The sequence below is a fragment of the Paenibacillus gorillae genome (genome assembly GCF_000513275.1).
In the GTDB taxonomy this organism is placed as follows: domain Bacteria; phylum Bacillota; class Bacilli; order Paenibacillales; family Paenibacillaceae; genus Pristimantibacillus; species Pristimantibacillus gorillae.
The window spans coordinates 1-20,536 of sequence record NZ_CBVJ010000127.1 but is presented as its reverse complement, the minus strand read 5'-3'; the positions used below and the strand labels follow the sequence as shown (position 1 = coordinate 20,536).

The following is a 20,536-nucleotide window of genomic DNA, read 5'->3' as shown; positions in this document are numbered from 1 at the left end:
TTTGTTCTATGTGGTTTAGATTTGATGTGATAGCGGGTATATACATGGTGGCGGTGCGATGGGGAAAAATCCAGACCGCAACACTCTTGATCAGCCCACGTCTAATAATTTTAACGAAGGAAATTTGTGAACCTTATTTTAAGGAGGCATACCTATGAGGAAAATCAAAAAGGCGACAGTAACATTGCTGACAACCGCTCTTCTTGTTCTGAGCGGCTTGCCGGGACAAATTTTTGCTAATGATGAGGCAGGTAGCAGTTCAAGTATACCGGCCGCGGCGTTGAATGAGCAGAATGCTGTCTCTGACGAAGAGGCAACTATCATTCGCGGTGGCCTTTTGAAAAATGACAGGCTACTTATACCGGTGCGGGTCGTAACAGAAAATTTGGGGGCGAAGGTAAACTGGAATGCAGCGTCCAAACCCGTCACGATTAGCAAAGATGAAGTTGAAGTCGTGTTAACTCTGGGCTCAAAGACCGCACTGGTCAATCAAATGCCGATTACCCTCGACGTTGCTGCTGAAGAGAAAAATGGCGGGACTACGTATGTACCTCTTCGTTTTCTAAGTCAAGCGCTGGGAGCGGACATTAGCTGGGATCAGAAGGCAGGTCAGGCTACCGTTCAATTAAATGGTCAAAGTCTCGTCATCATTCCCGATAAGCCTCCCGTTCAAATTCCTAACGAAAAGCGGCTGACCGCCCGGCAGCAGCAGATCATCGCCGATAAGCTGAACGAAGCGACGAATCTGTCTTCGATCAAGCAAATCCGGACGTATTTCAGCCCTTATTTTACGGACCGATTCATCAACACGATCATTCAGAATAAGGGGCTGCAATATAAAAACCAGTTGAAAGACGTCACCCCGTCGGCGTTGCAGTATATCGACAATCAAACGGCTACCTTAACACAATATGTGTTCATTTCGTCTGACTATGAAACGGAAACGTACCTCCATCGTAAAGCTACTCTCACCTACACCGGCAAGACGTGGAAAGTAGACTCCGTCGACTTCAAGCTGGAGGAGTACAACTTGCGGCCTTAACCAACTAGCTCAGCTATGCTGAGATAAAAGAAGTTCCACAGCAGATCGCTGTGGAACTTCTTTTGGCTTCGCTCGCCTCGATGCGTCTTAAAGGTATCACCGAACGAACCAGCTTCGCAAAATAGCGAACCAGCTTCGCAGTACAACATTCTACCGCCGCAGTGCGCCAGTCCATGGCTGAATAACGAACCTACTTCGCAAAATAGCGAAGAGAGGTTCGCAGTAGGCCCACCGCGAGCCCAATAACGAGTCAGCTTCGCAAAATAACGAAGCTGTTTTCGCAAATGTGCGTGAGTGCCCCACGGGTTGGGTCTCCAGCGAACTAAATTTCGCCTGGAGAACCTAGGTTCACGAACAGCGAAGAAAGGTTCGCTATAGCAGGCAAGCACTTATGCTAGCACCCGTGCAGCGAACTTGGCTTCGCAAAATAACGAACCAGCTTCGCAGTAAGCCATTCCGCCGCGCAATGCGCCAGGCTAGCCTCATAACGAACCTACTTCGCTAAAAAGTGCGGAAAGGTTAGCTAAAGCGTCCCTCCCACAAGCTACCCTAGACCTGAATCCGCTCAATCCCATTCATGTACTTGCGCAGGGCTTGCGGAATACGGATCGAGCCGTCCTCCTCCTGGTGATTCTCGAGCAACGGGATCAAAATCCGGGGCGAGGCCACGGCTGTATTGTTGAGCGTATAGCAGAATCGCAGTTTGCCATCCGCATCGCGGAAGCGGATATTCGAACGGCGAGCCTGAAAATCGGTAATGTTCGACGACGAATGGGTTTCGCCATAAGCCTCTCGGCTAGGCATCCAAGTCTCGATATCCATCTGTTTGTACGTTTTCTGCGACATATCGCCGGTACAGACGGCCATAACCCGATAAGGCAGCTCTAGCAACTGCAGCAATTCTTCCGCATTTGCCGTAATTTCCTGCAAAAGCTGCTCCGACTGCTCCAAGCTATCCTCGCAAATCACGACCTGCTCCACCTTCGCGAACTGATGGACGCGATACAGACCCTGCACATCTTTACCGGCCGATCCGACCTCGCTGCGGAAACAAAGCGACGAAGCCGCTACTCTAATCGGTTCCGTTACATCCACGATTTCCCCGTTGAAGTAGGCAAGCAGAGGCACCTCCGACGTTCCAACAAGCCATCCATCCTCATCTTCAATTTTATAGGTTTGATCCTGACTTAGCGGAAAATGACCGGCATGGAGCAAAGCATCCGTACGAACCATCAACGGAACCTCCAGCGGCGTAAAGCCTTTATCCATCAGCAAGTCAAAAGCCAGCTGCTGTACAGCACGGTGCAGCAGGACACCCGGACCTGTCAAATAGTAATGACGGCTCCCAGCCGTTTTTACGCCGCGCGGAATGTCGATCATGCGATGCAGCTCACCGAGCGCGACATGATCCCTTTTTTCAAAGCGGAAGACAGCAGGCTCGCCCACCCGTTTAATCTCCACGTTGTCCTGATCCGAGAGCCCCTGCGGCGTATCCGGCGATACCCGGTTCGGTACGTATAACATCAATTGATTAAATTCATGTTCAGCTTCCCGATGCTTGCCCTCTAAATCGCTCAGACGGCGATTCAGCTCTTTGGCCTCCAGACGCATCCGGTCCGCATTGGCGGCATCCTGCTGCTGTAGAAAAGCATTAATCCGGGGAGCCATTTCATTTCGTTTTCGGCGAAGCAGTTCGACCTCCTGCAAAAGCAGCTTCCTTTTGTCATCCTGTTCCAGAAGCCGGTCAACAGAAATCGCAATTCCTTTCTGATTGGCTGTAGCCTGCACCTCATCCCGATTTTGACGAATCCACTTGATGTCCAACATTGGCACCGCTCTCCTTTTCTTATGAAAATACAAAAAGCGCCCTCGTCCATATGGGACGAAGAGCGCTTGATTTCGCGGTGCCACCCAAATTGACCAGACAGCATCACTGTCCAATCCACTTAGTTCCGCGTTAACGGGCGGGTCCGGTAAACTTAGGGAGAATTCACAATTCTCCTTGACGAGTACGCCTCCGAGTTGGATTCTCTTCATCGGCACGATTTCAATATTTTTACTAGTATAGTGTATGTCGCAGTTTTTATGCAAGTGTTAGTTAATACAATGGGCTGCTTGAGATAAGATCTAATTTCGCGAAGGAGTTTTCCACAGGGCAGGGGAAACGCACAGCTTCTGCTATTGAGGCCTGATTTTATTATTGCTAAGATAGAGGCAATGGCAAGTTGCCAGATCAAGCATTGGTTTTATATTTATTCAATAAGCACCTCCAGTCTATCGTAAAAGGTGGACAAGGCAGGCATATCAATAAGAGTTCAAGCAGATTCGTGAAACAATGGGATCAGATTAGCTGATTTTAGATAAGGGAAGGGGACAGCAACTATGGATGCGAAAAGATTGGCCGGCGAAAGAGCAGCCGACTTCGTGGAGGATGGAATGACAATCGGGCTTGGAACGGGCTCGACCGTTTACTGGACGCTAATGAAGCTGGGAGAACGTGTTAAGGACGGGCTGCGCATAAAAGGGGTAGCGACCTCAAAGGCGACGGAAAAGCTGGCTGGAGAGCTGGGCATTCCGTTAATCGATTTTAGTGAAGAGGAGCAGCTTGATCTGGCGATCGACGGAGCGGATGAATGCGATGACCGGCTCCAATTGATCAAGGGTGGCGGAGGCGCGCTGCTGCGCGAAAAGCTGGTTGCCGCCAACGCCAAACGTTTTATTGTCGTCGCTGACGATTCGAAAGCGGTAACGAATCTGGGCAAGTTTCCTCTTCCGGTGGAGGTTGTGCAGTTTGGCTGGGAAGCGACACGCCGGCAGTTGGAGAAGCTGGGCTGCAGCACCAGCAGACGAATGGCGGAACAAGCTCCGTTCATTAGTGATAACGGCAACTATATTATCGACTGTCAGTTTACAGCGATCACAGACGATGCTGTGAAATTGAACCAGCAAATCAACATGATCCCTGGCGTGGTTGAAAACGGGCTGTTCGTCAATATGGCTGATCTCGTCATTATTGGAGGAAAGAATGGTGTCGTGACGGAGCGAAGCCGGGATTAAGGAACGCAGCTCCAAGGCAGTCTAGTCTCGGGAGTCAAGGCACGGTATAGGGCAGCGGCAACTGTAAGATGTATTGCAAACGGAAAAGCAGGACTACCATCATGGTAGTCCTGCTTTTCGCAACAGAGCATTCAGTGAATTAAAGCGCCTTGTCATCCACGTCGTTCAGCCAGCTCTCGATGCTGCCGATGACGGAGGTCACGCAGCCGTCCTCGAATGGCGAGATTAAGCCAGCTTCGCGAACGAGTTCCGTGAAGGAGAGGCTGCCGCCTAAGCGGCACAGGTCGAGATACGCCGACCAAGCGGCATCGCGATCCTCGTGCATTTTTTTCCAGAACTGAAAGGCACAGATTTGTGCCAGCGTGTAGTCAATGTAATAGAACGGCGAGCTGAAAATATGCCCCTGCTTATGCCAGAAGCCGCCTTGCTCCAGATAGGCATTGTCCGCATAGTTGCGGTGCGGCAAATACTTTTTCTCAATTTCACGCCATGCCTGCTTCCGCTCCGCCGGTGTTGCATCGGGATTCTCATAGACGAAATGCTGGAATTCATCAACGGTTACACCGTAAGGCAAGAAGTTCAGGGCGCTGGCGAGATGCTGGAACCGGTATTTGTCCGCGTCCTCCTTGAAGAAGAGATCCATCCACGGCCAAGTGAAAAACTCCATACTCATCGAATGGATTTCGCAAGCTTCATAGGTTGGGAAGCTGTATTCCGGCACAGCGAAGCTTCTGCTCTCATATACCTGGAAGGCATGCCCGGCCTCATGCGTCAGAACGTCGATATCGCCAGAGGTTCCGTTGAAGTTGGAGAAAATATAAGGTGCGCCATATTCGCTGATATAGGTGCAATAGCCGCCGCTTTGCTTTCCTTTTTTGCTGACCAGATCCATGAGCCCGTTGTCCTGCATGAACCCGAAGAACGTGTCTGTCTCCGCAGACAGCTCCTGATACATCGTCGCTCCGTTGTTCACGATCCACTCTGGATCACCTTTTGGCGTGGCATTTCCAGTGAGGAAGGCCAAGCTCTCGTCATAGTAGAGCAGTTGGTCGGCGCCAATCCGGCTGCGCTGGCGCTCCTTCAGCTTGGAGGAGACGGGAACGATGTGCTCCAGCACTTGATTGCGGAAGTTGGCGACCATTTCTGCAGTGTAATCGGTGCGCGACATCCGGGCGTAGCCAAGCTCTACATAGTTGGCAAAACCGAGCTTTTTGGCGATTTTCGTCCGTACTTTAACCAGCTCGTCATAGATGCGGTCGAAGTTCTCCTCATTGTCGGCCATGAAGCCGGAAGATGCCTCGGAAGCCCGTTTCCGCACATCGCGATCTGTTGACTGTTGGAAGGGAGCGAGCTGAGACAGCGTCCGCTCTTCGCCTTCGAACTGAATTTTGGCCGAGGCGATCAGCTTCGCGTATTCCGTTGTCAGCTTGTTCTCCAGCTGTAAGTCTTCGATAACCTCGGGGCTGAACGTTTTCAGCGACAGCTCTGCCAACTGGAACAACTGACGCCCCCACTTCTGCTCCAGCTCCTCCCGGAACTTAGAGCCTACGAGCGCCCGGTAATAGTCGGTTATGTACTCCTGTACGACGGGGCCGTTCTCATCGAAGAAATCTTGCTCCGCCTTATAAAATTCATCATTCGTATCGTTGGAGTGACGAATGCTTGCGATTTGCTGAGCCGTATCGAATTCGCTGCGCAGTTTGTTGATGGCGGACATCGCAGCGTCCTGTTCTTCATAACGTTGTGCAGACGTGAAGGCGGTTAGCAGTTTCTTAAACGTATGCTCAAAAGCTTTTACATCAGGACGTTCATAGGGGTATTCATTGAATTTCACTAACGTGCACCTGCCTTCTTTGGAATGGATAGTACACCGGTAGCGTAAAGCCGCCTTGGTATTCATTTTATTCGATAAGGGTACAGCTTACTCCTCCCATTAGTCAAACAATCTGCTGCCAACGGGCAATTGCATGCTCTGATAAATTGAAGAAGCACCCCCTCGATTCATGGCAGGGAGTGCTTCTCTTTTCTATTAACGGTCCCGATAGTACACTTTCGTATGCAGCAGCGCTAAAGCATCGTGAATGGCTTGCTGTTCTTCCTCGGTGGTATCCTTCATCCGCTCATAAAAACGGCTGCCCAGCTGTGCAAAAATGCTGTCCATAACAGCCTGTCCCTCTGCTGAAAGCTGAATAAACTGCTTACGGCGGTCACCCTCGACGTCAAATTTCTCACACAGGTTTTTCTCGCTGAGCTTCTTCAGCTCACGGCTCGTATTGGGCATTGAGATATTCTTGCAATCGCTAATTTGGCTAAGTGTGACGGGCTGGCTGACTGCGATATATTCCATAATGCCATATTGGACGGGAGTGATGTCATCCGGTATAACGTCTTTCGTGAAATCATGCGTGACTTCATGAACCGCAGCCGTAAAAGCTACAAGTTGATGGAAAAAAGCTTCTTTATCCATAGGGATCACCTCGTAATTTTTACGATAGCAAAATAATTATCAAAACACAATTATCATTTGACAACTAAATGAGAGTGATGCTATGATTTTGTTATCAAATGATAAGTAAAGAGGTGGCGGAATGAACACGTTAGTCATTTATACACATCCCAATCATGAAAGCCTGAGCTATGCATTTCTTCAGAAGGTGCTGCAAGGCAGCCAGGAAAACGCAAAGATTACAGAGATTCAAGTGCTGGACTTGTATGAGGAGCAATTTGATCCCGTGCTTGTGTTCAACAAAAACAAGCGTCGAAGGGATATGCATAAAGAGCCTAAGCTGGAGAAATACCGGGAACAGCTGCTGTGGGCGGATAAAATCGTATTCGTCTACCCGATCTGGTGGGGCAGGCCGCCGGCCATGCTGCTAGGGTATATTGATCAAATGTTTGCCTCGAATTTTGCTTACAAGGACACAGGGGGGATGCTGCCCGAAGGACTGCTGAAAGGGAAAACGGCAGTCTGTGTGTCTACCATGAAGGGACCAGCGCTTTATCCGCTATACTGGCTGAACAATGCGCCTAAAGTATTGATGAGAAAAGCACTGCTGCAGTATGTGGGCATCAAACACATTAAGTTTTTTGAATTTGGCAGCATGGAGAAGAAAAACGGCCGGCAGGGCGAGAAATTGGAAAAGATATACCGCTACTTCAAGACAGTGGCTCGTTGATGGAAGGTTTTGTAACTCTAATCACTAGAAATTTCTTCTAATTCGAGCTTTTTTCGTAACAATCGACAACGGCATCCCACATTCGCTCCTATTTGTGATACCATCGGATTAATAGTAGGGTACACGGATGGCTGTATTAGCTTCGGCCAAATTTTGTAGTGGAGCGAATGGATCATGGGAACGCCTTATTCCGCTGTCATAACTCTTATCGTCACTGCTGGCGTTATCAACGTCATTATGGGAATCTATGTACTGACCAATCGGTCGAAGCAGGCGATGTCGAAGACGTTTATTGCTCTTAGTTTGTTTTCAGCTATTTATGTATTCGGTACGGCTCTGGAGCTTTCGGCGGAGTCACTTGAGGAAATTAAGCTATGGATTAAGGTGGAGTATTGGGGTTTGCCGTTTTTGCCGCCAATTAGTCTGCTTCTTATTATGCATTTTCTTGGAATGGAGCGGTTTTTAAAGCCTTCTCTGCGCATCGGGCTTTTCGTCATGCCCGTGGTGACGCTTCTGCTTGTGATGACGAATGATTTCCATCATTTCTATTACCGGTCCGTGGAGATTAGCAGAACGGCTTCATTTCTAAAAGTAGACCTGGTTGCCGGACCTTGGTATATCATTCAAGGCGGATATACATTCGGCTGCATGTTCGGTGGTGTCTTGCTTCTCCTGCTGTATTGGAACCGGATGAAATCTTCATATCGGCTTCAACACATAACGATGCTGGTAGGCTTGCTGCTGCCTATAGCTGGTGACTTTGCCTATCTGGGCAATTTGACGCCGGAGGGCATCGATCCTATTCCGGTTATTATGACCATAACTTCTGCGATGTATATGTATGCGCTCGCGGGCAAAGGGCTGATGAACGTCGCTCCGATTGCGAGAGATAATCTGTTCGAGAGCATGGGCGACGGTGTTCTAGTGCTGGATATGGAAAATAGGCTGGTCGATTACAATCCGGCCGCGGCTTCTGTTATAACGAGGCTTACGGCTAATTCCATCGGTCATTCTATAGAACCTCTATGGCGAATGCATACTGAAGCGCTGCTTATTGATCCCAGAGAAAGGGAGCAGGAGAATTCGGCACACGATACTTCGGCGATACAAGAAGAGGAAGTGCTCTGGAGGATCGGCGGACAATCGTATTATTATCAGATACGCTCTTCCATTGTACGAAAGAAGGGCGGACAGGAGAATGGCAAGCTAATCGTTCTAATTGATGTAACGGAGCGGGTGCAGCTGCAGGAGAAGCTCCGTGACCTGGCTTATCATGACGGATTGACCGGTGTATACAACCGTTCTCATTTCATTCAATTAAGCGTGAAGCTGCTGGACGAGGCGGTCTCCGCCAATGAGCCGCTGGGTTTTCTGTTGTTCGATATCGACCACTTTAAGCGGATTAATGATGGTTATGGTCATGATGTAGGAGACCAGGCGTTGCTTCATGTCGTGACGCTGTGCCACAGTCTGCTCCGGCCAAATGATATCTTCGCCCGATACGGGGGCGAGGAATTTGTTATTGCAATGCCGGGGTTATCGCTGCATGAAGCTGCTGCCGCTGCGCAGCACCTTCGGGCGGAAATCGCCGGGCAGCCCTTAAGGCTGCCTGCAATGCGGCAGTCGCAGCCTGAGCTGCCGCCGGTTATTTCCATTACGGCCAGCTTTGGCGTTGCTGTAGCCACCTCTATTAGCCTTGATACTCATGGGGGAAGCGTGGCGACGGTAAGCCAGACTTTGAGCGCTGCGGATCGCGCGCTTTACGAAGCTAAGAATGGCGGGCGTAATACGGTGCGTACGGCGAGCAGTGACGATTTGGCCGATTTTACGAGTCATACCGCTGCCGGTACGTCTGCTTGAGCGTTAAGGAAAGGTGAGGGACTGCTGGATTTCGCCTTCCTTTGCCGTGAAGAACGCTTCTACCTTATCGTTCGCGGGCGGGAGCTTCATCCCCTTTTTCCACACGAGAATCCGGTCTTTCTTTTGAATTTTTTGTTTGGCACGGTAGAACGTTACCCGCGACCAGCTTTCCGTCTTTTCGAATAATTGGCTTATTTGAGCGAAGCTTAGCTCCCCGAATACCCGCAGCGTAAAAACCTCTTTATACGGCTCCTGTAATTGATGAAGCGCTTGATGAATGCGGAAAGAGTCGTCTTGATTCAGCAGTGCCTCTTCAAAACGCGGACCGCTATGCTGCGCAACGGACTGCGTCTGCAGGGAATCAATTCTTTTTTGCTTTTCATAATGGGAAAAGTATGTATTTTTTGCGATTTGGCAGAGCCAGACGCTTATTTTTGAATTCCCCTTGAACGTATCGATGCTTTTCAACGCTTTGAAAAACGTTTCCTGCGTAATTTCCTCGGCTACCGCCTCATTTCGGCTTAAAGAAAGAACAAATAAATATACCTCTTGAAAATATTGCTCGTATATCCGCTCAAAATCGGCCAGATTCTCACCTCCTTGTTTTATAAGACTGTGATCTATGGATTTCGTTACATCTTGTCAAAATAAAAAAACCACCGATTGGTGGCTTTTGTTGGTTGTTACCGTTAAGCTTTAGCCAAAAATGCGTCCAATTGATCGAAGGTGCCGCCAAAACCTTGCTGCATCGATTCATGCATCGATTTGAAAAATTGGAGCTGAGCTTCGGTTGCGTTAATAGGTCCGCCGCGCATCGTTAGCAGTGTTTTGCCGTCTTGCTCGGAGAAGATCAGTGTGTTTTTGATTTCAATTGGAAAGTCAGCGCTGAATGGAGCCGGGACGGTGTTCGCTTCTTCATCGGAGAACGAATTGACGAAAACGAGCTTTTCCGGCGCGACTATCTCATGGAATACAAATTTGCCCCACATGATATGACCTTCGGGTGACTTCATGCTGTAGTGAAAAATACCTTGCGGGCGGACCTCAAGCTTGGACACTTCCAGTTTCATGCCGGTCGGTCCCCACCATTGCTTCAACTGATCAACGTCGGTCCAAGCCTGAAACACAATATCGCGGGGAGCATTGAACGTGCGTGTAATTTCCAATTCGTAGGGTGCTTGATTTTCGGACATTATAGGGCCTCCTAGGGCATTCGGATTATAGTTTGTGATGGCTTCGTTATTCATACAGTGTGCTCACATTGCAGCTAATTGTTCCGCTAACCGGTCAAGTGCTTGTTTCGTACCTTCGATTGCGCCATAACGCCATACTCCGTATGGCCGAATGTTGATCTCTTGAACGGTTACTGTAACGGTCCCCACCAATGCGGCAAATGCGCGGGGTCGGTCCATGATTGGAAAACGAGTTCTCGAGGCGCGTGGAAGGTCCGGGTGACGATGAGTTCTCGGCCGTCTGCTACCGCTGTCGTGTTATCCGGTGTGCTGGTTATTGATCCTGCCTCCTCATTTCGACTGGATTATGTTTTCATTCATTTGGTGATGTAATTCCTGCTTCGAATATACTTCAATAGGAATATTCCTGTCAAGGAATATTTAGAGCTCTATTTTGGAGAAAAAATAATTGGTTTCAGAGGTTGACAAATATCTTTAAATATAATAACTTTAATTCAAGATATTTATTTAGTTTTTATATCCCATAGCCATTAGGTTTGTATTACATATCTTTAATTGAAGATTTACCATTAGATTACACCATGAGAAGGAGAGAGATGAAGATGAGCGAGTTGACAACAGTAGTGAAAGAACGCAGATCCGCCATGAAATTTAAACCGGAGGTTAAAATTACGGAGCAAGAGCTGAACGAAATGTTTGGGCTTGTGAAATATGCGCCTTCCGCTTTTAATTTGCAGCATGCCCGTTATGTAGTCGTGAGGGACGAGGCTGTTAAAGCTCAATTGCATGAAGCTGCAGGCAAACAATATAAAGTGTTAACAGCGTCCGCTGTTATTATGGTGCTAGGTAACCAGGATGCCTATCATGATGTCGGGCCGATCCATGAGGGGCTGCTAAACCTTGGCGTCATGAGCAAACAAGAGTATGATGCGACTGTTGAAATGGTTGAAGGCTTCTATGAAGAGCGGGGAGAGACGTTTAAGCGGGATGAGGCGATCCGCAATGCCAGCCTGTCGGCTATGCAGTTCATGCTGATTGCCAAGGATAAAGGCTGGGACACTTGCCCGATGATTGGTTTCGATGCTAATGCGGTCAGCACCCTGCTGAACATTCCGGAGTCGCATATCCCCGTCATGATGATTACAATTGGTAAAGAGGATACGTCCAGCCAGCGTCCGCGCGGCTACCGCAAGCCTGTTGGCGAGTTCGTCAGCTACGATGCTTTTTGAAAAATAGATCGTTAAGCAAAGAAACAGCCTCCCATCAATGTGACGGGAGGCTGTTTCTTTCGTCTAGCTGTGGTTTATTTTTGTCCCTCAATACGGGCCAATTCCTTGTGTACGATTGGTGCGACTTTTGTGCCAAGCAGCTCAATCGCGTGCAGCACCTCGCGATGCGGCATCGTGCCGACGTTCACATGAAGGAAGAAACGGGTAAGGCCCAGATTTTTACGCAGCAGAATGATCTTCTCAGCAACATACTCGGGATCACCGACGTAGAGAGCGCCCCGTAAGCTTCGGGACCAGTCGAACGTCTCCCGGTCATATTGACCGCTCCAGCCGCGCTCGCGTCCGATGACGTTCATCTGTGCTTGCATCGGAAGGAAGAAGGACTCAGCGGCCTGTTCATTCGTATCCGCGACAAAGCCGTGGGAATGGGTAGCAATTTGCAGCTTGCTCGGATCATGTCCGGCTTTCTCCGCCGCTTGCTTGTAGAGCGCGACAAGAGGAGCAAACTTCTCAGGCATTCCGCCAATGATCGCGAAGGCGATCGGCAGTCCCAGCGCACCTGCCCGAATTGCCGATTGCGGGTTGCCTCCGCTTGCTATCCATACTGGCAGAGGGCTTTGCTCGGAGCGCGGATAGACGCCCAGATTATGAATAGCCGGGCGGTGACTGCCGCTCCAGGTGACCTTCTCGGTTTCTCGAATCTTCAGCAGCAGCTCAAGCTTTTCCTCGAACAAGGCATCGTAATCGTCCAAGCTGTACCCGAATAACGGGAACGACTCGATGAACGAGCCTCTGCCCGCCATGATTTCCGCCCGGCCGTTGGAGAGACCGTCGAGCGTGGAGAATGCTTGGTATACGCGAACCGGATCGTCCGACGACAGTACCGTTACAGCGCTGGATAGCCGGATGCGCTTAGTAGCATGTGCCGCTGCTGCAAGTACGACTGCTGGCGTGCTGCCTGCATAATCGGGACGATGGTGCTCCCCGATGCCATATACATCTAGACCAACCTGATCGGCCAAAATAATTTCCTCTACGGCGTTGCGCAATCGTTCTGCGTGGCTCATAACTTTTCCGGTCAACGGATCCGGTGTTGTCTCCAAAAATCGTACTAATCCCAATTTCCATTATGTTAGCTGATTCAGTCATTGCTGTCCGCCTCCTTTTTCAATTAAGTCTAGTTTACTAAAAAAATTAATGTTTCTCAACTTTAGTTAGTAAAAGAATTTGAGCAGCTATATATGTAGGTGGAACGGCTGGCTTTTTACGTCGGCCTGCTTTTTAGATTGCCTAAGAAACCGGAAAAAAGACCCGTTGAACCGGGCCTTTTCTCGGTTTTTCTATAGGAAAAATCTGATAATCGGTGTGCATGGAGGCTTTAGCAAGTCATTAGTAATTAGTAGCCGAAGCCACCGCCAAAAATACCGCAGCTGCAAGCGATGATGACCAACAGAATGAACAGTACAAGGATGGCAGCAGGGCTAGTGAAAGCACCGCCAACGAAACCGGACATGAAATGCACCTCCCAACATGTTGAGTACACTGTAGGTTATGTTGCAGCGTACCAAACGGGTTGGGTGTTTACCGGGGAGACGTTTGATTTGATGCAAATGCCTATCCCGGGGGTCTGTTCTTTTTTTATAAGGATTAGGATGTGTTCCTATGCCATTTGTGATAGTATTTCATCTATAACGAAAGAGGAAGTGAATGGCTTGATTCAGATTATCGTTCCGGCACCGGATGTTACCATTACGAAACAGGACAACCCTGTGCTGAGCAATATTTACGGCTTTACTGATTTCCACCTGATCCCTAGGGATAAGGGCGGAATCTTCATGTTTTACAACGACAAGGACGAGCTGTTGTTCTGCGGAAAAGCGAGAAAGCTGCGCCCGCGGATCAAGAAGCATTTTGAGGATTCCGTGTCAGTCATGAAAGCAAAGCGGGACGAAGTAGCGAAAATCGAGGTTTGCGTCGTTGAAGACGCCGTCCACCGCGACATCTACGAGACGTTCATCATCAATCAGCGCCGGGCGAGGTACAACGTAGAGAAAGTATTCTACAGATAAGCCGCCACGCTGAAAAAAGGCAATAAGCGTCGGGGATCATTCCCGATGCTTGTTGCCTTTTTGTTTTGTTATGTGCTGGCATATTGCAGCATAAGCGTATGGTTCCTTTTTCGCGCACGGTACGCACCTGCTTGTAAAAAGCAGATTTAGCGAACCCCAGCTTCACTGCGTGCGATGTGAGCGGTTAGCGGCGAGGCCGCAGCGAAGCAGGTCGCTGCTCAAGTTGTGAAAGGGCAGTGGCGAGGTCACAGCGAAGTATGTTCGCTATACAGCGAACCAAACTTCGCTGCTGGCGGTGTGAGCGAGCAGCGGCGAGGCGACAGCGAACTTAATTTCGCTGTTGGAGAACCAAAGTTCACGGACAGCGAAGAAAGGTTCGTTAATCCACTCGGACGACACTCAAAGTGGCGGAAGAGCGAAGTTACCTTCGTTAATTAGCGAAGCCGCTTCGTTAAAGGTGCTTTTGCCGAATTAGCGAAGCTGCTTCGTTAAAAGGTAATGTTGCGGATTAGCGAAGTAGGTTCGTTAAAAGGTGTTTTTGCAGAATTAGCGAAGTAAGTCCGTTAGAGGGGTCGTTTTCTGGACAATTAGGCACCTTTCAGAGTACTAGTCAAGGCATCGTACACAACAGCGAAGCAGGTTCGCTATATAACGAAGTAAACTTCGCTGCTCGCGGTGCGAGCGAGCAGCGGCGAGGTCCCAGCGAACTTAATTTCGCTGTTGGAGAACCTAAGTTCACGGATAGCGAAAAAAGGTTCGTTAATCGTCTCGGACGACACTCGAAGTGGCGGAAGAGCGCAGTTACCTTCTCTAATTAGCGAAGCAGGTTCGTTAGAGGGTACTTTTTCCGGATTAGCGAAGTAGGTTCGTTAAAAGGTACTGTTGCAGAATTAGCGAAGTAAGTTCGTTAGAGGGGAGCGCTTGCTGGACAAGCGGGCACCTTTCAGAGTACTGGGCAAGCTGTTGGATATAGCGAAGCAGGTTCGTTAAAGGTACTTTTGTCGGATTAGCGAATCTGCATCGATCGAGAGGCGAGTTTACTGGACAAGCAGATACCCAGCAGCGTGATGGATAAGCCGTCGATCGCAACGAAGTCGCTTTCGTTAGAACGGGATGTTAGCACAGGTGGTCTCGCTCGCCTATACAGATGCTTGGACTCGTGCTATCGTAGAACTGCAGGGTCGTTTTTACAAATGTTCACAATACTAGCGGAGGTGGAGAAATGAAAGCGCTTTTTATTGGAGGAACGGGAACGATTAGTTCGGCAATTACGAAACAACTGGTGGAGCAAGGATGCGAGCTTTATCTTTTAAATAGGGGAACGAGGAGTGACAGAGTGCCAGAAGGCGCTCATGTGATTCAAGCGGATATTCAAGACGAAGAACATATTGCCAAGCTGCTGGAGGGCATGATGTTCGACGTCGTCGCTGATTTCATTGTGTTCCAGCCGGCACAGTTGGAGCGGGACTTCCGACTATTCCAGGGCAAAACCAAGCAGTTTATATTCATCAGCTCGGCATCGGCGTATCAGACGCCATTGTCTGATTATCGTATTAACGAAGGTACACCGCTATCGAATCCATACTGGCAATATTCCCGCGACAAAATCGAATGCGAGGATTACTTGCTCAAGCAGTACCGGGAGCACGGCTTCCCGATTACGATTGTGCGGCCAAGCCATACCTACGACGAGCGCTCCATACCGCTTGGCGTTCATGGCAGTAAGGGCACTTGGCAGGTTGCGAAGCGGATGCTGGAGAACAAGCCGGTCATTATTCACGGCGATGGCACCTCCTTGTGGACGATGACGCATAACCGTGATTTTGCAAAAGCTTTTATCGGCCTTATGGGCAACATCCATGCAATCGGAGAATCCGTACAGATCACGTCTGATGAGTCCGTCACATGGAATCAAATATATGAGATTATTGCCGATGCGCTTGGCGTCAAGCTGAATGCGGTGCATGTAGCCTCGTCATTCCTGGACGCCTGCAGCACAGAGGATTACCGCGGCGGCTTGCTTGGCGATAAAGCGAATACGGTTGTGTTCGATAACTCCAAGGTTAAAAGGCTGGTGCCGGAATTTGTCGCCACGACACGGCTCGATCAAGGGTTGAAAGAGACGATCCATTATATTTTGGATCATCCCGAGCATCAAACGGAGGACCCCGAATTCGACCAATGGTGCGACAAAGTCATTGATGCGCTCGATGCTGCAGCGAAAGCAATACGGGGATAGATTCTACAATAGAGCTGCATGAGGTTACACAGCCCGCATTAGACTGAGCATGGCGTACCAGGAGGCTTTACCACCGCCAGTGTCAGACCGAGCACTACTCAATTGGGAGCGCGAGCAGCGCGTTCATAAATCAACTGAGCGAGGCCAGCTAATGGCCGCCAAACGGCATATATCTATGATTCATTCAAAACGGCCGCCTCTCACAGGCGGTCGTCTTCATATCATCTTTCTTTCGGAGGTATGCATGCGATGAACAAAGTAATCGATTATTATTCGATTTTCGACGAGTGGGGAAGATTGGACCGCGAGCCGCTGGAGTTTATCATCAACTTGCACTACATGATGAAATACATGCCGCCCGCCGGAAAAGTGCTGGATAACGGTGCCGGGCCGGGCAAGTACGCCCTGGAGCTGGCGAAGCGGGGACATAACGTAACACTTACTGATCTGACGCCGAAAATGGTAGAGACCGCAAGGCAAAAAGCCGAGGAATTCGGCTTGCTGCCGCAATTCGAAGGATTCCATATACGCAATGCGATTTCCTTGGAGGGATTGCCGGACGAAAGCTATGAAGCAAGCCTCATGCTTGGCCCGCTGTATCATTTGCAGCTGGAGCAGGACCGCGTGGCGGCGGTCAAAGAGCTGCATCGCGTCACGAAAAGCGGCGGCATCGTATTTGCCGCCGTTCAAACCCGGATGCGTATGGCGATCAATTCGCTGCAGTCGCCCCGTAACTGGAAGCCTAATGATCGTATGGCGTCCATCCGGCAATTTTACGATAACGGATTATTCGATCATGCCGATCAAGGCCGGTTTACCGGAGCTTATTACTTTGGCGTGGAAGAACTCCAGCCGCTCATGGAAAGCCAGGGCTTCGAGACGATCGATATCATTAGCTCTTCCAGCATCGGCAATCTGCTGAATGAGGAGCAAAAGCAGTATTGGGCGGACCAGGGAGAATATGAAAGCTTTATCGAGTTTTTAATTTCCGCAGCCAATGACCCGTCTATTCGAGGCGTAACCTCGCATTTGCTGTACATTGGGAAGAGAATATAATCGATCCTGATACAGCTTGATACAGCTTGATACAGCTTGATACAACTTGACACAACTTAAACAAATGACAAAAAATGAATATTGTTTTTATTTCGCTTCGGTTATGCTATGCTTTTGGCAAGCAGAAAGGAAGATAACCGATGGCGAATGATCAAGTTTTAACAAAGGAAGCGATATTGGATGCTGCGGAGCAGGTGCTTCGCCGGTATGGGCCGGATAAAACGTCGGTCGTAGACATTGCCAAGGCGCTGCAGGTCAGCCACGGCACGCTATACCGTCATTTCCCTAGCAAAACCGCGCTTCGCGAGGCTGTTACCGAAAGATGGCTTCAACAAAGCGTAGCAGAGCCCCTCACGGCCATCATTGAGCAGCAGCATAACGACGCGGCTGAAAGTTTGCATACATGGCTAAAAACACTAATCCGTATCAAACGGAATGCTTCACTCGACGATGCGGAAATGTTTGCGATGTACGCGGCTGTGACGCTGGATCCGACTGCGATTATTGATGAGCATATCGATAGCCTTGTCGGGCAAATCGCCGTATTGCTCGAACGAGGTAAAAACTCTGGCGTTTTCCGAATGGAGCAGCCGGCAGACCGGCTGGCTCAGGCTCTATTTTCAGCGACGGCAAAGTTCCATCATCCGGCGCATGCTGCGGAATGGACGGCGGAATCCGTCGACGAGGAGTTCGACAGCCTATGGAGACTGCTCCTCTCCGGCCTCTCCGCCCACTAAATAAGCTTGGCATAAAAAAGCTTCTCCCGTCATGGACTGGGGAAGCTTTTTTTGCTATCTCTCGTTCGCCACTACGCAACTGACAAAATTATAATTTTGTCAGTTGACATTTGTTATTCGCGGAGCATATAATCAAGTCAACCCGTTTGGGGGACAATACCAAGCAGATTATTCAAATGATCAGATCATTCACTAAAAATACAAGGAAAAGGCGGGATTATTCATGGCAAATTTAAAGGGTAAAGTCGCATTGGTTACAGGAGCGTCCAGAGGAATCGGACAAAAAATCGCAGAGGAGCTTGCTCAGAGCGGTGCAAAGGTTGTCGTGAACTACTCCAGCAGCCCGGATAAAGCTGAGCAAGTCGTTGCGGGCATTAAGAAGCACGGCGGGGAAGCAACCGCAATTCAAGCGGATGTGAGCAAAATTGCTGACGTAGAGCGCTTGTTTCAGCAAGTGCTGCAAGCTTACGGACAAATAGATATTCTCGTTAACAATGCCGGCATTATGATTACGAAGCCTCTCGCACAGTTGACCGAAGAAGATTTTGACCGTCAATTTGATATCAACGTCAAAGGCACCTTTTTTGCCATTCAGCAAGCTGCCTTGCATATGGCTCAGAACGGACGGATCATTAATTTCTCCACTTCAGTCGTCGGCGCGATGTTCCCAACATACAGTCTCTATACGGCAACGAAAGGCGCGGTCGAGCAGCTTACAAGGCAACTAGCGAAAGAATTGGGTCCTAAAGGCATCACAATTAACGCTATCGCGCCAGGTCCGGTGAACACAGAGCTGTTTACGACAGGCAAGACGGAAGAGCAAATTAAAGGCATGTCCGGTATGAATGCATTTGGCCGGATCGGGGAGCCGGAGGACATTTCCGCTGTTGTTAATTTCCTCGCTAGCGAAGCTTCGCAATGGGTTACAGGGCAAACGCTTCGTGCGAATGGCGGCTTTATCTAAAGGCAGTCAGTACCGCTTTTGGTTCCGGGACAATTCATGTAAGATGGAGATGGAGCTAGGAACTGAAGAAGGAGCGGATAGACGATGAATGATGAATTGAAACGATTGCTGGCACAGGAAGAAGAACTGCAGTTCACAGCTTTTACGAACGAAGATGCGCTTCAGCTTGGTCTTATCATCTGTCAGATCGCGAAGGAAGAGATCGGCAAAGGCGTTGCCATTCATATTGAGAACGATGAGCACCCGTTGTTCACGCATTATATGGAGGGAACTTCCAAGGAAAATGTGTACTGGGTGAACACGAAGAAAAACGTCGTGAACCACTTTGGACACAGCTCGCTGTATGTTGGGGAGTTGTTCAAGTCGCAGGGGACGACGTTCAAAGATGGCGCCAACCTGCCGCTGTCCGAGTACCAAGGCGAGGGCGGTTCGTTCCCGCTGTTCGTGCGTGGTCAAGGCAAAGTCGGCACAGTCACTGTCTCCGGTTTAGCCGGCGAAGAGGATCATCAGCTCGCTGTAGATGGTATCCGGAAGCTGTTGGCCAAATCCTAACCTTTGCAGGTTATTGAAATAGAAGGCTGTCCCTTTAGGGGCGGCTTTCTTTGTTTGGCTGGAAGCGAGACGACTGTCCGTATAAATTGCCACTTGATACTTTTTCGAAGACTGGTGTACGATATACTTTGTGTTTTTATAGCTTGGACTCATATAATTTTGGGGATATGGCCCATAAGTTTCTACCGGATAGCCAATGCAATTATCCGACTATGAGTGCTTCGCGATGACTTTCTATTGCTTGCTTATCTTGTACATCTTCATGACAAGAGCAGCGGGAGTCGCGAACACGATAAGGGATGAACCGTAGGGACAGGCTTCTCATGAGCGGATAGCTCAAGAAGTTTGTTCCTTTTTTCATTCATACAGAAGGGAAGTTGACGACAAGTGAAACAGCTGGAAGAACGCATACGTCAAGAGGGAGAAATATTGTCCGATACGGTGCTGAAAGTCGATTCATTCTTGAATCATCGGGTAGACACGGCGCTTGCCTTGGAGATTGGACGCGAGTTTGCGCGCATCTTCGAAGGAAAGACGATTACGAAGGTGCTGACGATTGAAGCGAGCGGTATCCAATTCGCCATGGCGACAGGGATTGCCCTTAATGTTCCATTCGTTTATGCGAAAAAGAAAAAGGCGATCACGCAAGCAGAGAAGCTGTATACGGCGCCTGTTCATTCCTTCACAAAGCAGGAGACTTATCAGGTCAGCGTCTCGCATAAGTATTTGGGGCCGGACGACAAGGTGCTTATCGTTGACGATTTCCTCGCAACGGGCGCTGCGCTTGTGGGCTTAGTACAGATTGTGAAAGAAGCTGGTGCCGAGCTTGTTGGCGTAGGCTGCGTGATCGAGAAGGGCTTCCAGGAAGGCCGCGGCCTGCTGGAGGAGATGGGCGTTGACGTTCATTCGCTTGCACGAATTACGAAGATGGCACCAGGAGAAATACATTTCACAGAGCAGCAGTCCGCTGAACGTTCGAAGGAGAAGGTATAAATCATGTTAAGCAAACAGAGAGTGCTTGCTTTAGGTTTCCAGCATGTTCTGGCGATGTATGCGGGAGCGGTTATCGTTCCTCTCATCGTCGGCGGAGCGCTGAATTTGACGGGGGCGCAAATGGCCTACCTGATCGCCGCGGATCTCTTTACTTGCGGTCTGGCAACCATTCTTCAAGTTATGGGCACCAAATATTTCGGCAGCAGGCTGCCTGTCGTCTTGGGCTGTACGTTTACAGCGGTAGGGCCAATCATTGCTATCGCTTCAACCTCTAACCTGGCGACCGCCTACGGGGCTATCATTTTATCCGGTTTATTCGTTGTATTGGCGGCTCCTCTTTACGGGAAGCTGCTGCGATTCTTCCCTACT

At 49.4% G+C, this 20,536-nt stretch carries 20 protein-coding genes, 1 pseudogene and 1 riboswitch; of the genes and pseudogenes, 13 read left to right on the top strand and 8 right to left on the bottom strand.

Features of this window, described 5'->3' with window-relative positions:
* The first annotated feature begins 154 nt into the window (after window positions 1-154).
* Window positions 155-1,042, top strand: coding sequence for a stalk domain-containing protein (locus tag TY10_RS24025; protein ID WP_052350743.1), 888 nt, complete (start codon window positions 155-157; stop codon window positions 1,040-1,042).
* A gap of 549 nt (window positions 1,043-1,591) precedes the next feature.
* Here TY10_RS24025 and serS read toward each other — a convergent pair.
* Entirely contained in the window at window positions 1,592-2,869 is a 1,278-nt protein-coding gene (gene serS / locus TY10_RS24020; RefSeq protein ID WP_042169374.1) for a serine--tRNA ligase, read from the bottom strand.
* Between the two features lie 555 nt (window positions 2,870-3,424).
* On the opposite strand from serS, the gene rpiA reads away from it, so the two are divergent.
* Window positions 3,425-4,099 carry a ribose-5-phosphate isomerase RpiA gene (rpiA, locus tag TY10_RS24015; RefSeq protein ID WP_042169372.1) on the top strand — a complete coding sequence of 225 codons (675 nt, stop codon included), beginning with the start codon at window positions 3,425-3,427 and terminating at the stop codon, window positions 4,097-4,099.
* 139 nt (window positions 4,100-4,238) lie between these two features.
* Here rpiA and TY10_RS24010 read toward each other — a convergent pair whose 3' ends face one another.
* Window positions 4,239-5,933, bottom strand: coding sequence for a M3 family oligoendopeptidase (locus TY10_RS24010; protein ID WP_042169370.1), 1,695 nt, complete (start codon window positions 5,931-5,933; stop codon window positions 4,239-4,241).
* 195 nt (window positions 5,934-6,128) lie between these two features.
* The gene (locus TY10_RS24005; RefSeq protein ID WP_042169368.1) at window positions 6,129-6,566 is read right to left on the bottom strand and encodes a MarR family winged helix-turn-helix transcriptional regulator; all 438 of its coding nucleotides are present in this window, start codon (window positions 6,564-6,566) and stop codon (window positions 6,129-6,131) included.
* 121 nt (window positions 6,567-6,687) lie between these two features.
* Between TY10_RS24005 and TY10_RS24000 the strand changes: the two genes are divergently transcribed.
* Complete coding sequence (locus TY10_RS24000; RefSeq protein ID WP_042169366.1) at window positions 6,688-7,275, top strand: NAD(P)H-dependent oxidoreductase; 588 nt, start codon at window positions 6,688-6,690, stop codon at window positions 7,273-7,275.
* 174 nt (window positions 7,276-7,449) lie between these two features.
* The gene (locus tag TY10_RS23995; protein ID WP_042169364.1) at window positions 7,450-9,135 is read left to right on the top strand and encodes a histidine kinase N-terminal 7TM domain-containing diguanylate cyclase; all 1,686 of its coding nucleotides are present in this window, start codon (window positions 7,450-7,452) and stop codon (window positions 9,133-9,135) included.
* 3 nt (window positions 9,136-9,138) lie between these two features.
* On the opposite strand, the gene TY10_RS23990 is transcribed toward TY10_RS23995, so the two are convergent.
* The 3 genes from TY10_RS23990 to TY10_RS32330 form a co-directional block, all read right to left on the bottom strand.
* On the bottom strand, window positions 9,139-9,705 hold the full coding sequence (locus TY10_RS23990) for an RNA polymerase sigma factor (RefSeq protein ID WP_238327967.1): 567 nt from the start codon (window positions 9,703-9,705) through the stop codon (window positions 9,139-9,141).
* Between the two features lie 119 nt (window positions 9,706-9,824).
* Entirely contained in the window at window positions 9,825-10,328 is a 504-nt protein-coding gene (locus TY10_RS23985; RefSeq protein ID WP_042169362.1) for an SRPBCC family protein, read from the bottom strand.
* Window positions 10,329-10,391: 63 nt separating this feature from the next.
* On the bottom strand, window positions 10,392-10,547 hold the full coding sequence (locus TY10_RS32330) for a hypothetical protein (RefSeq protein WP_155986037.1): 156 nt from the start codon (window positions 10,545-10,547) through the stop codon (window positions 10,392-10,394).
* Between the two features lie 383 nt (window positions 10,548-10,930).
* On the opposite strand from TY10_RS32330, the gene TY10_RS23980 reads away from it, so the two are divergent.
* Window positions 10,931-11,557 (top strand): nitroreductase family protein, encoded by a 627-nt coding sequence (locus TY10_RS23980; RefSeq protein ID WP_042169360.1) that lies wholly within the window; start codon window positions 10,931-10,933, stop codon window positions 11,555-11,557.
* Window positions 11,558-11,631: 74 nt separating this feature from the next.
* On the opposite strand, the pseudogene TY10_RS23975 reads toward TY10_RS23980, so the two are convergent.
* Window positions 11,632-12,706 (bottom strand): annotated as a pseudogene (locus TY10_RS23975) (LLM class flavin-dependent oxidoreductase).
* A 247-nt stretch (window positions 12,707-12,953) separates the two neighbouring features.
* Entirely contained in the window at window positions 12,954-13,070 is a 117-nt protein-coding gene (locus TY10_RS30050) for a sporulation protein YjcZ (protein ID WP_081735465.1), read from the bottom strand.
* A 199-nt stretch (window positions 13,071-13,269) separates the two neighbouring features.
* Between TY10_RS30050 and TY10_RS23970 the strand changes: the two genes are divergently transcribed.
* The 8 genes from TY10_RS23970 to TY10_RS23935 all read left to right on the top strand — a co-directional run.
* Window positions 13,270-13,626 carry a GIY-YIG nuclease family protein gene (locus TY10_RS23970; RefSeq protein WP_042169358.1) on the top strand — a complete coding sequence of 119 codons (357 nt, stop codon included), beginning with the start codon at window positions 13,270-13,272 and terminating at the stop codon, window positions 13,624-13,626.
* Between the two features lie 1,222 nt (window positions 13,627-14,848).
* A complete protein-coding gene (locus TY10_RS23965; RefSeq protein WP_042169356.1) occupies window positions 14,849-15,865 on the top strand; it encodes an SDR family oxidoreductase in 1,017 nt (338 codons plus the stop codon).
* A 249-nt stretch (window positions 15,866-16,114) separates the two neighbouring features.
* Window positions 16,115-16,921 (top strand): class I SAM-dependent methyltransferase, encoded by an 807-nt coding sequence (locus TY10_RS23960; RefSeq protein WP_042169353.1) that lies wholly within the window; start codon window positions 16,115-16,117, stop codon window positions 16,919-16,921.
* Window positions 16,922-17,061: 140 nt separating this feature from the next.
* Entirely contained in the window at window positions 17,062-17,658 is a 597-nt protein-coding gene (locus TY10_RS23955) for a TetR/AcrR family transcriptional regulator (RefSeq protein WP_042169350.1), read from the top strand.
* 223 nt (window positions 17,659-17,881) lie between these two features.
* Window positions 17,882-18,622 carry an SDR family oxidoreductase gene (locus TY10_RS23950; protein ID WP_042169346.1) on the top strand — a complete coding sequence of 247 codons (741 nt, stop codon included), beginning with the start codon at window positions 17,882-17,884 and terminating at the stop codon, window positions 18,620-18,622.
* Window positions 18,623-18,706: 84 nt separating this feature from the next.
* Window positions 18,707-19,174: a heme-degrading domain-containing protein gene (locus TY10_RS23945; RefSeq protein WP_042169344.1), complete on the top strand. Its 468-nt coding sequence runs from the start codon at window positions 18,707-18,709 to the stop codon at window positions 19,172-19,174.
* A 129-nt stretch (window positions 19,175-19,303) separates the two neighbouring features.
* A riboswitch (purine riboswitch) is annotated at window positions 19,304-19,407 on the top strand.
* Window positions 19,408-19,561: 154 nt separating this feature from the next.
* Entirely contained in the window at window positions 19,562-20,167 is a 606-nt protein-coding gene (locus TY10_RS23940) for a xanthine phosphoribosyltransferase (protein ID WP_042169341.1), read from the top strand.
* Window positions 20,168-20,170: 3 nt separating this feature from the next.
* Window positions 20,171-20,536, top strand: a 366-nt coding sequence (locus tag TY10_RS23935) for a solute carrier family 23 protein (protein ID WP_042169340.1), incomplete at its 3' end; no start/stop codon positions are given.

Bases quoted from the DNA above. Each gene is read 5' to 3' on its own strand.
- TY10_RS24025 (WP_052350743.1), top strand. From the start codon at position 155: ATGAGGAAAATCAAAAAGGCGACAGTAACATTGCTGACAACCGCTCTT.
- serS (WP_042169374.1), bottom strand. From the start codon at position 2,869: ATGTTGGACATCAAGTGGATTCGTCAAAATCGGGATGAGGTGCAGGCT.
- rpiA (WP_042169372.1), top strand. From the start codon at position 3,425: ATGGATGCGAAAAGATTGGCCGGCGAAAGAGCAGCCGACTTCGTGGAG.
- TY10_RS24005 (WP_042169368.1), bottom strand. From the start codon at position 6,566: ATGGATAAAGAAGCTTTTTTCCATCAACTTGTAGCTTTTACGGCTGCG.
- TY10_RS24000 (WP_042169366.1), top strand. From the start codon at position 6,688: ATGAACACGTTAGTCATTTATACACATCCCAATCATGAAAGCCTGAGC.
- TY10_RS23995 (WP_042169364.1), top strand. From the start codon at position 7,450: ATGGGAACGCCTTATTCCGCTGTCATAACTCTTATCGTCACTGCTGGC.
- TY10_RS23985 (WP_042169362.1), bottom strand. From the start codon at position 10,328: ATGTCCGAAAATCAAGCACCCTACGAATTGGAAATTACACGCACGTTC.
- TY10_RS32330 (WP_155986037.1), bottom strand. From the start codon at position 10,547: ATGGACCGACCCCGCGCATTTGCCGCATTGGTGGGGACCGTTACAGTA.
- TY10_RS23980 (WP_042169360.1), top strand. From the start codon at position 10,931: ATGAGCGAGTTGACAACAGTAGTGAAAGAACGCAGATCCGCCATGAAA.
- TY10_RS30050 (WP_081735465.1), bottom strand. From the start codon at position 13,070: ATGTCCGGTTTCGTTGGCGGTGCTTTCACTAGCCCTGCTGCCATCCTT.
- TY10_RS23965 (WP_042169356.1), top strand. From the start codon at position 14,849: ATGAAAGCGCTTTTTATTGGAGGAACGGGAACGATTAGTTCGGCAATT.
- TY10_RS23960 (WP_042169353.1), top strand. From the start codon at position 16,115: ATGAACAAAGTAATCGATTATTATTCGATTTTCGACGAGTGGGGAAGA.
- TY10_RS23955 (WP_042169350.1), top strand. From the start codon at position 17,062: ATGGCGAATGATCAAGTTTTAACAAAGGAAGCGATATTGGATGCTGCG.
- TY10_RS23950 (WP_042169346.1), top strand. From the start codon at position 17,882: ATGGCAAATTTAAAGGGTAAAGTCGCATTGGTTACAGGAGCGTCCAGA.
- TY10_RS23945 (WP_042169344.1), top strand. From the start codon at position 18,707: ATGAATGATGAATTGAAACGATTGCTGGCACAGGAAGAAGAACTGCAG.